At 34.8% G+C, this 12,146-nt stretch carries 8 protein-coding genes; 1 reads left to right on the forward strand and 7 read right to left on the reverse strand.

Annotation, left to right across the window (positions count from 1 at the left end):
* The 5 genes from BM024_RS12870 to BM024_RS12890 form a co-directional block, all read right to left on the reverse strand.
* Positions 1-2,070, reverse strand: a 2,070-nt coding sequence (locus tag BM024_RS12870; RefSeq protein WP_143077782.1) for a choice-of-anchor L domain-containing protein, incomplete at its 3' end; no start/stop codon positions are given.
* 140 nt (positions 2,071-2,210) lie between these two features.
* Positions 2,211-2,954 (reverse strand): succinate dehydrogenase/fumarate reductase iron-sulfur subunit, encoded by a 744-nt coding sequence (locus BM024_RS12875; RefSeq protein ID WP_090681279.1) that lies wholly within the window; start codon positions 2,952-2,954, stop codon positions 2,211-2,213.
* Between the two features lie 51 nt (positions 2,955-3,005).
* Positions 3,006-5,006 (reverse strand): fumarate reductase/succinate dehydrogenase flavoprotein subunit, encoded by a 2,001-nt coding sequence (locus BM024_RS12880; RefSeq protein WP_090681176.1) that lies wholly within the window; start codon positions 5,004-5,006, stop codon positions 3,006-3,008.
* A 17-nt stretch (positions 5,007-5,023) separates the two neighbouring features.
* Positions 5,024-5,845 (reverse strand): succinate dehydrogenase cytochrome b subunit, encoded by an 822-nt coding sequence (locus BM024_RS12885; protein ID WP_090681179.1) that lies wholly within the window; start codon positions 5,843-5,845, stop codon positions 5,024-5,026.
* Positions 5,846-6,026: 181 nt separating this feature from the next.
* Positions 6,027-6,899: a ChaN family lipoprotein gene (locus BM024_RS12890; RefSeq protein ID WP_090681281.1), complete on the reverse strand. Its 873-nt coding sequence runs from the start codon at positions 6,897-6,899 to the stop codon at positions 6,027-6,029.
* Positions 6,900-7,045: 146 nt separating this feature from the next.
* Here BM024_RS12890 and BM024_RS12895 point away from each other — a divergent pair, with 146 nt between their 5' ends.
* On the forward strand, positions 7,046-7,840 hold the full coding sequence (locus tag BM024_RS12895) for an alpha/beta fold hydrolase (protein WP_090681181.1): 795 nt from the start codon (positions 7,046-7,048) through the stop codon (positions 7,838-7,840).
* On the opposite strand, the gene BM024_RS12900 is transcribed toward BM024_RS12895, so the two are convergent.
* Both BM024_RS12900 and BM024_RS12905 read right to left on the reverse strand, forming a co-directional pair.
* The gene (locus tag BM024_RS12900; RefSeq protein ID WP_090681184.1) at positions 7,835-10,594 is read right to left on the reverse strand and encodes a PD-(D/E)XK nuclease family protein; all 2,760 of its coding nucleotides are present in this window, start codon (positions 10,592-10,594) and stop codon (positions 7,835-7,837) included. The two genes, BM024_RS12895 and BM024_RS12900, sit on opposite strands and share 6 nt — an antisense overlap.
* A 65-nt stretch (positions 10,595-10,659) precedes the next feature.
* Positions 10,660-12,054, reverse strand: coding sequence for an OmpA family protein (locus BM024_RS12905; protein WP_090681187.1), 1,395 nt, complete (start codon positions 12,052-12,054; stop codon positions 10,660-10,662).
* Positions 12,055-12,146: the final 92 nt, after the last annotated feature.

The following is a 12,146-nucleotide window of genomic DNA, read 5'->3' on the forward strand; positions in this document are numbered from 1 at the left end:
CAATCGAGCGATAGCATCGGTGTTACTGATAAAGTATTCTACGGTATAACCGGCTGCTCCGTGATAAACTATCGAATCATATTGACTTAAATCAAAGGTAGAACCCGGTGTATTACAAATATGCATATCGTTTAACGGAACCAAACCTATGACACATGTCTCGGTCTTGATGGTAAAACTATATACTTTAAAACAAGGACTAATCGCACTTTGGATGCGAACCCATATAGTCTTTGAACTGAAGGTGTTGTCAAAATTATAGTAACTCGGAATCTGGCCCGTATCGTTCTCTGCATCGGACTTGCTCTCATAGAACATAGCCGTTACTGGATAATGTGTAACACCCTTCATACTGGACTCTAAATTAAATAGAGTCGTTGCAGTTGGTGACTTACACTGAACCAAATTTAAAGGTGGTTTTTCGATGATGATCTCGTCGTAGTATTCAACTTGAATAGGATCAACTACTAGGTAACAAGCAACGTTCTTGTAATCCAAATTTACTCCGTACAAACCTTTAGAACTAATTGTTAAGGTAGGACCGTTCTCTCCAACTAAATCCATTCCGTCTTTGGTCCATTGAATAACATAGTCATTTGGATTCAAATCCGCTTTCAATACCATCGTCTCTCCCGGACACAAAGCACTTCCTCCTTCGATAACCAAGTTATCTCCTAAACTTGGTGTACCAATATCGAAACTACGTGCGTTGAAGAAAACAGCCGAAGTATGATCAGGCGTTGTACAGAAATCTAATACAGCAAGCTTAATGTGATATTTCCTTCCAGGAACAACTTTACTATTTAAAGATTGTAAACCAGTAGTAAGTCCAACAAAATTAATTGATGCCTCTAAAGGATCTGATTGATTGTTACTATAATGTTTCCAATAATATTTTTCATTTTCATTTGTACAAGTCTTTCCTGACATAGTAGCATTCCTAATTGTATTTAATGCAATAGGTTTATTAGTTCCAGGTACTTTCGCCAAATTTCCACCAATTCCAGTAGTAGTATCTATTAACCAAGCAGCAAACATTGCACCATTATTACAACCAGCATTCCCACAACTTATATCATAACTATTAGATGTAAATAAGTATTCAAACTGCAAAGAATCCTTAACAGGTATAAAATCGAATTCTACCTGAGTTACACGCATATCAGCAGAAATTCCTCCACCTGCATCAGCAATAGCATCATTTAAATCTTTATCACCGAGCCATCTGTTTGTATTTGTTCCCTTGTCACCATTTCTATACGGACCTGGTACAAACTGAACCTCACTAGTAGAAAGAACAACTCCTTCTTCGAATGGAAAATCAGATCCATTCTTATTAAAATATCCAAACGTATTTACCGACTTTGTTTTCGCACTTCCATCACCAACCTGGTATGTTACATTCGAAACCAAATTACAACCAGACTTTACTAATACATCCTTAACCAATCCTTCGACAGAATACATTTCACCGCTAGGACTAACCTTAAGAGGAGGTGGAATAGTAGCTAAACAAACTTTAAATGCGAATTCAGCAGTACCTGCAACTCCAATACGCACGTAGTATTTTCTCCCTATAACTAACTTCTCCAAAACTTTTTGTTTACCAGTATTAGAATTGCTCAATGTAAAGCACTCTTTAGTAGCCGACGTCATTGCTCCACATGTTTTATCATATACAGCTACATAGGCAGTAAATGTAATCGCACCAAAATCTTCCATTGAAATGCGATGAGAAGTAGCAGTAGCAGTAAATTCAAACCAAATATCTTTTGTCATGGCTCCAGCACATGCAGGCTTTACCTGAGTACTCAAAGTTGCACCGACAAAAGTAGCTTGTGTCATAGCAACACAAGTCAGTGTTGGATTAATCGATAGTTCCAAAGCAGAACTACAATCATCGTTATCTGGCGCTGCAAATAGTATACTTTCAAATGCAGAAGTAATTGTGGAAATTTCAGCTGATGCTTTATCCATAAACGCTATCTTCTGACTACCATACATCAAAAAGATAGATGCCAGAAAAATAACAAACAAGGCTAAACCCTTTTTAACTAGAGCTATTTTCATAATAAATAATTAATCCATAAAATTATAAAAAAAAATCATAAAATCTAACATTTCATTTCATCATTAACTCAATAAAACAGTCAATAAAAAAAGGGTAAGACACTAATATCTTACCCTTTTTTGTGAAAAATTTAAAAAAACTATCTAAAACTAGCTTTTAAGTATTCTCTATTCATACGAGCAATGTTCTCTAATGAAATTCCTTTTGGACATTCAACCTCACATGCACCTGTATTTGTACAGTTACCAAAACCTAAATTATCCATTTCTTCTACCATGTTTAAAACACGCTCAGTAGCTTCCACTTTACCTTGCGGTAATAAAGCAAACTGGGATACTTTCGCTGAAACAAAAAGCATAGCTGATGAGTTCTTACATGTAGCAACACAAGCACCACAACCAATACAAGTAGCTGCATCAAATGCTCTATCTGCGTCATGTTTAGGAACTGGAATTGCATTCGCATCCTGCGTATTACCAGAAGTATTTACAGAAATAAAACCACCTGCATGTTGAATTTTATCAAAAGCAGTACGATCAACTACTAAGTCTTTAATTACAGGGAAAGCTTTTGCTCTAAATGGTTCGATATAAATAGTATCTCCATCTTTAAACATTCTCATGTGTAATTGACAAGTAGTAACTCCTCTATCTGGACCATGTGCTTCTCCATTAATAAATAAAGAACACATACCGCAGATTCCCTCACGACAATCATGGTCAAAAGCAACAGGATCGTCACCTTTCTCTACCAATTCATTGTTCAAAACATCCAACATTTCAAGAAAGGACATATCAGGTGAAATATTGTTGATTTTATAATCAACCATTTGACCTTTATCTTTAGCGTTTTTCTGACGCCATATTTTTAGTGTAAGATTCATTTGCATCGAATTTTTACAATAAGACTTGATGTTACCATCAAAATCTCAATATTATTTATAACTACGAGTTACCAATTTAATGTTTTCGAAAACCAAGTCTTCTTTATGAAGTACAGCCTCACTAGGTTTTCCTTTGTATTCCCAAGCAGCAACGTAAGCAAAGTTTTCATCATCACGTCTTGCTTCTCCGTCTTCTGTTTGGTGTTCCTCACGGAAGTGACCGCCACAAGACTCTTCTCTATGAAGTGCGTCTTTAGCGAACAACTCTCCTAGCTCCAAGTAATCAGCTACACGTAAAGCTTTTTCTAACTCTTGGTTAAAACTATCCGCAGTACCTGAAACCTTAACATCTTTATAAAACTCTTCTCTTAAAGCAGTAATTTCACTCATAGCCTCAGTTAATCCCTGAGCATTACGAGCCATACCTACTTTATCCCACATAATTTTCCCAAGCTTTTTATGGAAATAATCTACAGAATGCGTACCATTATTACCTAATACATGGTCGATAATACCTTTAACATTTTTCTCTGCTTCATCAAATTCAGGTAAGTCTGTAGGGATTGCACCTGTACGAATATCTTTTGATAAATAATCTCCAATAGTATAAGGTAACACAAAATAACCATCAGCTAAACCTTGCATTAATGCAGAAGCCCCTAAACGGTTAGCTCCATGATCAGAGAAGTTAGCTTCTCCAAGAACGTAACAACCTTCAATAGTTGACATCAAGTTGTAATCAACCCAAAGACCACCCATTGTATAGTGAACAGCAGGATAAATCATCATTGGAGTTGTATATGGATCCTCATCAACGATTTTCTCATACATTTGAAAAAGGTTACCGTATTTATTTTCTACAACATCCTTTCCTAATTTATATACAACTTTTGCATCATTTTCATTCAAATGCTGTAAACGAGCCTGCTCTTTACCGTAACGATCAATTGCAGCAGCGAAATCTAAATAAACAGCTTCACCAGTCGCATTTACACCAAATCCAGCATCACATCTTTCCTTAGCAGCACGTGAAGCAACGTCACGAGGAACTAAGTTACCAAATGAAGGATATCTTCTTTCTAAATAATAATCTCTATCTTCTTCTGCTAATTGAGTAGGTTTTAATTTACCTTCTCTAATTGCAGCAGCATCTTCTAATTTCTTAGGAACCCAAATACGACCATCATTACGCAATGATTCTGACATCAAAGTTAATTTTGACTGATGATCACCTGAAACAGGAATACAAGTTGGATGAATTTGTGTGTAACATGGATTTGCAAAATAAGCACCACGTTTGTGAGCTTTCCAAGCTGCCGTTACATTCGACCCCATTGCGTTTGTAGAAAGGAAGAAAACATTTCCATACCCACCAGTAGCAATTACTACAGCGTGTGCAGAATAACGCTCAATAGCACCATTAATCAAATTACGAGCAATAATACCTCTAGCTTTTCCATCTACAAGGACAATGTCTAGCATTTCATGTCTGTTATACATTTGGATTTTTCCACGACCGATTTGACGGTTCATCGCAGAATAAGCTCCTAATAACAACTGTTGTCCAGTTTGTCCCTTAGCATAGAATGTACGAGAAACTTGAACACCTCCAAAAGAACGGTTATCAAGTAAACCACCATACTCACGAGCAAAAGGAACTCCTTGAGCCACACATTGGTCAATAATATTTTCTGAAACTTCTGCTAAACGATATACGTTTGCTTCACGCGCACGATAATCTCCTCCTTTTACAGTATCATAAAATAAACGGTGAACTGAATCTCCATCTCCTTGATAGTTTTTAGAAGCATTAATCCCTCCCTGTGCTGCAATAGAGTGCGCACGACGAGGAGAATCTTGATAACAAAAAGCTTTTACGTTATAACCTAATTCTGCCAAAGTAGCAGCTGCAGAACCACCTGCTAAACCAGTACCAACTACAATAACATCAATGTTACGTTTATTAGCAGGGTTAACTAAATTTATATGGTTTTTATAATCAGACCATTTCTTGTCGATTGGTCCATTTGGAATCTTAGAATCTAATTTCATAATCAAATTTTTTATGACTACTTAACAAAGTAAATATAAAGTGGAATAATAGCAAATAACAAAGGAACAATAATAGCAAAGCCATTTCCTACTGTTGTTATTAATCCGTTATATCTAGGATTATTAGCCCCTAGTGACTGAAATGCGCTTTTGAATCCGTGTAGCAAGTGAAACGCCAACACTATCATTGAAAACACGTAAAAAATCGTAAAAGCTAATCCATATGCTGGATCCTTAAAAAATTCGATTGTAATCTTATGCAAGTCTTTATAACCATCAGCAATTTTAAAGTCACTTCCAGTCTCATAGAAACCAGTTCCTTTAATTTCTACTTGTCCCATTTGAACAGCGTTCGCTGGGATTGGCTGACCTTGCACTGTCTTGTATATTTCTAATTCCTGTCCTTGAATATTTACAATTTCAGACTGTAATGGCATTTCAGAAAAATGCATTTTAGCCCAAAAGTTAGTCATGTGTGTAGCAATGAAAATCAAAATTAAAGTACCCAAAACAGCCATATTTCTTGACTGCCAAGCACTGTTTGAAGAAGCATTGTTTTTTGCATAACCAATTGGCCTAGCCTTTTTGTTCTGAATTGTCAAAACAATTCCATCAATTGCATGGAAAAGAATAGATAAGTAAGTTAAATAAGAAAGGATTTTCACCGCTGGATTGGTAGTCATGAACAACGCATACTCATTGAATGCCGATGCATCACCAAAAATCAATTGAAGGTTTCCCACCAAGTGACCTACCAAAAACACGCATAAAAATAACCCAGTAAGAGCCATCCAGTATTTTTTACCAATGGATGACTTTAATAGTGCAGATTTTGCCATAATGTAATTTTAATAGTTTTCTTGTAAAAAATCACTCAAAAGTACTGTTATTTCCACGCATTTACAAAGGTGATTCAATTATTTATACTGAGTATAAACAAATTAAAAAACACGTAATTTTATAAAAACACTAATAATTTACAAGCAAACAAACTCAAAACTTACATAATTGATATTTTATCTAAAAAGTTTTAGTGATATTTCGGTCTATTACAATAATAAAATCAGCCATACCATTATTCTCAATATCCCATTTAAACACATCTTCTTGAACAATCATAGCAATCGTTACTACGCGTAAATCAGCACTATAGCGATTCAAATACCAAACTATACCTTCTTTAAAATTACTATGATATGTACCATTAAAATGGAGAAACAATTTACCTTCTTCAAAGTTTTCAACTATAAAATGAGCCATCGTAGCATCTTTTATAGCTTGTGCTTTAGGTAAGTTGTCATTAGAATGCTTTCCTTCAAACATACTCATCATCTTTTTATAACCTGGAAGATTTGCGTCATAAGGGAATGGTAACGGAGCAATCCATGTCTTTTCTTCCATCGACAAACTATCTAAAGACTCAACTCCCTGTTTGTAAACTTGACTAGCATACCGTCTTGGTACATTAGTCGCAATGAACTTTAATTGATGTTCTTTCGCAAATTCGACTAAAGGTTTATAATCCGTTTTATAATTAGGCCACAAACGAACTTCTTTCGAAAAATCTTCCTCAGAAATATCACTTTTCAGATAAGCATCGAGTCCATTTTGTTTATCAGCCTCAAACATTTCTGCTCCCAATATTAAACGATTACCTACATGTAATGATTTCAACACTTCCAACTGCAACCAATGCCCTAGAGAATTATCGTGAAATTCTCCAAACAAAACCACATCTGCTCGTCCTAATTTTTGAGTCATTTTCTCGAATGAAATAGATTTTCCCTTCTCAGAATATATCTTATAAGGTATTCCTTTCTGTGCAAAACTTCCCACAGTGATCAACAAACAAATTGCAATACTTAACCTATCGAATTTCTTAATCCACAACATACTTTTATCTTTAAATGTAAAATCTTTGAAACAACAAATATAAGATATTTTGCTATTTAGAATCATTTTATACAACATCAAAAAATCACTCTTACAAAGTCTATATAAAATTGTACTTTTGTAATTAGTTTTGAAAGAATATCGCTATGTATTACAAGTATATAAACTATAAAAACACTAAAATACATTATTACGAAAAAGGAAAAGGAAGCACCCTTATCTTTCTTCATGGCTTCTTAGAAAACTTAAATATGTGGCAACCCTATTTCGAGTTTTTCTCACAAAAGCATCGTGTCATAGCCATTGACTTACTAGGACATGGCAATAGCGAATGCATGGGGTACATTCACACAATGGAAGACATGGCGGATGCTGTTTTTGCTTTGATTTCGGAATTAAAACTAAGAAAAATCACACTTCTAGGCCACTCAATGGGGGGCTACGTATCTCTAGCCTTTGCAGAGCTGTATCCAGACCATGTCAAAGGACTTGCTTTAATTGCTTCTACTTCTAGAGCAGACAGTCCTGAAAGGAAAATTAATAGAGATAGAGCCATTGAACTTATTAAAAAAAACAGAACAACTTTTATCAATATAGCTACCTCAAATCTATTTGGAGAAGAAGAAAGAACAACTTATCTAAAAGAAATAGAATCCACAAAATCTGAAGCTTTAAAAATGCCAATACAAGGCATTATTGCAGCCTTAGAAGGCATGAAAATTCGTGCAGATAGAGAAGTTATTTTACATTTCGCTCCATATCCAATTACACTAATAACCGGTAAAAAAGACTCCGTCATACCTTATGAAGAAAACATAACACAAATTGAAGACACACAGGTTAAACTTATAACATTGCCTGGAGGCCATATGTTACACATAGAAAACACAGAGGAGCTCAAAGACGCTATTATATATTTTATTAAATCTAATAAACTATAAAGTCTCTAAAAAAGACTCTTCTGGATTTAAAATTTGTTTAAGCAATCCTGCTAACTCATCCTTAAAATCTTCCAAAACCTCTTTGGTTATAAGAGTATCTACAGAGCTCCCATTTTTTACTCCAAAGAACAAAAAGCCTTCGCGCCTATTTTTAAAAGAATAAATCCCTGCTTCTAAAGGTTTATCCGCACATGAATCAAAATACATTAAAGCATAGCAGAGCAACTGTATGGCTTTATCGTTTTTCAACTCCAATGCCATCCCTTCCCAATCTGTAAGACGAACTTGCCTAGATTCTACCTTACCAGTTTTGTAATCAATTACTCGTATAACTCCGTCCCTCTCTTCGATTCGGTCAACAAAACCAGTCAAACGAACCGGATAAGGTAAATCCTTGTGTTCTAAAACATAAGACAGACCTGTTTCCAAAGCAATGATTCGCACATCATCTCCATCTTTCAAAGAATTTTTCTCTTGTTCAAGGAAATGGAATACATGTCTTTTCGCAACTTCAAAAGCCAGCAAGTTTTTACCTAACTTATCCTTATCACTATTATACTCAAGTTCAAACTGCCTTTCCACCTCAACATTTGCTTTTTTTTGCATTTGTTCTACATCCATTAAAACAAGATTCTTTCCTACATAAGGAAGATAGAGATTCTCAAGAGCTTGGTGTATAATAGTTCCTAATGTATTCAAAGCTACACTTTCTTCCACCTCATCCACTTCACGAATTCCTAGCAATCGCTGCATATAGAATTGAATTGGGTTTCTCAAGAAAGTCGATAAAGAAGAAGGAGAAAACCCCTTCTCTGAAGCCACTACTTTCAACCTCTTATTTAATAATTCAGATTTAGACACCTCTATAGGCTCATAAGCTTTTTCAGGTAAATAAGCAGAATAAGTTTCGTGTTTTAAACTATGATTTTTAGAACGCTCAATTTCTAATTGAGTTAAAAAGCGACTTCGCTCTCCAGCATCCAATCCTTCCGACTGTGAATTATACAACAAATAGATATTCTTAGCACGCAATAACAAATGATAAAAGTGGTAACTATAAATAGCATCCTTTTCTTTATAAGTAGGCAATCCCAACTCCCTCTTCACATCGTATGGAATAAATGAATTTTGAGATTTACCTGAAGGAAATTTCCCTTCGTTAACAGAAGTGATTATCACATTTTCAAAATCCAACACCCTACTCTCTAACACTCCCATTATTTGCAACCCCTGCAAAGGTTCACCTTCAAAAGATACTGCAGCCAAATCCATTATCTGCTTATAAATCGCATAAAGAGTATCTAAAGACTCCACTACATCATATTTCTCACAATACGATTTCAATCGATTTAAAAGCTGAAAGCTTGAATACAAAAAAGTTTTAGAAAGCTTTTCTTCCTCAGAATCATTTCCTAATTGCGATTTTAACTCTAAAACGATTTCCAGCAATAAATTCAAAACCTCCAAAGGTGACCTATCCCAAGAAGCAAACAACATAGAGCGCAAGCTATTTGAACTTAAACCCAAAGACTCAAAACGCTCAAATCCAAAAAACGTCAAGTTCTTTGAATTGATTTCATTTACAATTTTCTCACCATTTATGTATGGAGCAACTACAGGATTCGTTAGAACATCCAACACCTCCTTATAATAAAAAACAGAAGATTTTTGATTTCTCTTAAGAGCATTCAAATGCAACTTAAACAACTTATTCAAAAAAATCTGAACGGGATTACTTTTCCCGTCATAGCCCATAGTAATATTCAAACTAGAAACAGAGTCAGGTAAGGAATACAATATAGGCATCAACACTTGCTCTTCACCCAAAACCACAGCTGTACGATCTAACGATCCATTTTCTAAAGCAATAGAATTGACTAATTGACCAACAATCTTTGCTTGACCAACCGTCTTAGGAGTTTGAATAATGTGAATGTTTTTAGGTTTTCTAAACTCATCAATAATCCACTCAAATCGATTTGTTTTATAATATTTCCAAGACTTCTTTATTCTTCTCAAAAACAATCCTGCATCATGATAAGGGTCATTCAAAAAAGCTTCGTCGATGTCCCAGAACACCTTTCCAACACCTTGTTCTAAAAAGCTCTGAAAAATCACTTCTTCTGCAGCATTCAAGGCATTAAATCCTGCAAAATAATAACTACTATCTTTTGACTTCTTTATAAACTCATTGTGCCTAGCAACCGCTTCTCTATAAATCAATCCTTGATAACCTATTTTTTTATCTTTTAGATAAGAATACAATGCATCATAATACACAGGCATCATATTCCAAAACTCCAAGTAATTCTCAATTAATTGTGTTCTCTTTTCTAAATCTAAAGACCAATGTTTGATATCTTCGATATCTTTTAAATAAGAAAAAACATGATTAGGATCCAATAAATACCTATCTATCTCATTAAAATCTTGAAGTAACATCTTTGCCCAATTAGCGAAATGATCAAAGTCTTGTTGTTTAGAAGGTTCAACAATCGTTCTATAAATATTAAAAAATTCAAACAGTAATTCAACAGAGTCAATTGCCCTAATCTCGGACACTTCTTGAATTAAATCCTCCACACTTATGATGACAGGAGCAAAAACAGGTCTATCATATTGAGATTTAAGGTGCTCTAACAAAAAGACTTTAGCCCTCTTATTTGGTAAAACAATAGTTAAACCATCTAGATCTTCAGGAAAATCCGCTTTAATTTGTACCGCTAAACGGCTTAAAAATGTATTGGTATTCATAATTTAAATATAACAAAAAAACGCCTCGAATATCGAGGCGTTTTAATTTATTTAAGTTTAGCAAATTACTTTACTAATTGGATTTCAACACGTCTATTCAACTCTCTACCTTTTACAGTTTTGTTTGAATCGATTGGTTTAGAAGAACCAAAACCTTCAGAAGTTAATCTTTTCGCATCAATTCCTTTTTCAATCAAATAAACTTTAACAGCATTTGCTCTGTTTTCAGATAAAGGAATATTGATTTTGTCAGATCCAGTACTATCTGTATGTCCAGCAATGTGGAACTTAGCATTTGGATACTCACTCATAATTTTAGCGATATTGTCTAAAACTTTGTAAGAAGATTCTTGGAATGTGAATTTACCAGTATTAAACAAGATAGTTTTACCGTACTCATTCATTTGTTTCACTTGCTCTTCCTTGATTTCAGGACAACCTTTGTTAGAAGCAGGACCAGCAACATCTGGACACTGATCTAAATGATCAAAAACACCATCACCATCTCTATCTGGCCAAGGGCAACCTTTGTTTTCTTTAGGACCAGCAACTTCTGGACACTCATCTAAATGATCAGGAGTACCATCACCATCTGTATCAGGACAACCTTTGAATTCTTTCAATCCGAAAACATCTGGACATGCATCTAAATGATCAGCAATACCGTCACCATCAGTGTCAGGACATCCATTCAATTCTGGTAAACCAGCTTCAGTAGGACATTCATCTAAATGATCAGGAATACCATCACCATCAGTATCAGGACATCCGTTAAATTCAGCTAAACCAGCAACTTCTGGACACTCGTCATATTTATCTAAGATTCCATCACCATCAGTATCTTTTCCACCAAATTGGAAACGAATACCTGCAAAGTGTTGCATATGAGACGCAACATCAACATCTGGAGTTCTAGTATCATCAAATGAATGCTTGTAAGTAGATTGTACTGTTAAAGCAATATTTTCAGTAAACCAGAAATTAAATCCTAAACCTCCATTAACTGTACCAGCACTAGCATCACCCATAAAAGTATAACCTCCACCAATTAACAAGAATGGATCAACTACTTTGAATTTCAATAAATCTTTGAAGCTGTATTTAACCTCAGCATCAATACCATAATACGTCAAATCACCAGGATTAACTACTTCGTATCCCATAGCTTCAGTCAACACAAACTTGTCAATTTTATTCACTGACCCAGTTAAACCAAATGAGAATCCGTCTCCTAAGTGTCTAGCTACATTTAAGTAAGATACAGATGGAAGAATATTCCATTGGTCTTTTACATTAAAATAACCTCCTAATCTATTTGAAAAATTACTAGTTGAACTAATTTTAGTATCAACTGCATTCGCTCCAATAGTCACCGCCCAAGGGTGATCAGCATTCTGTGCTTGAGACGTAAATCCCGCGCAAAGAAGTGCAGCTACAATTAATTTGTTGAGATGTTTCATAACTTTTTTATTTTATTTACTAAATCGTAATGTGAAGCAAAAATACAATGTTAAATTGTGAATTACAAAACTTTTCGTTAAGAATCACTGTA

The organism is Myroides guanonis (assembly GCF_900114085.1).
Classification (GTDB): domain Bacteria; phylum Bacteroidota; class Bacteroidia; order Flavobacteriales; family Flavobacteriaceae; genus Flavobacterium; species Flavobacterium guanonis.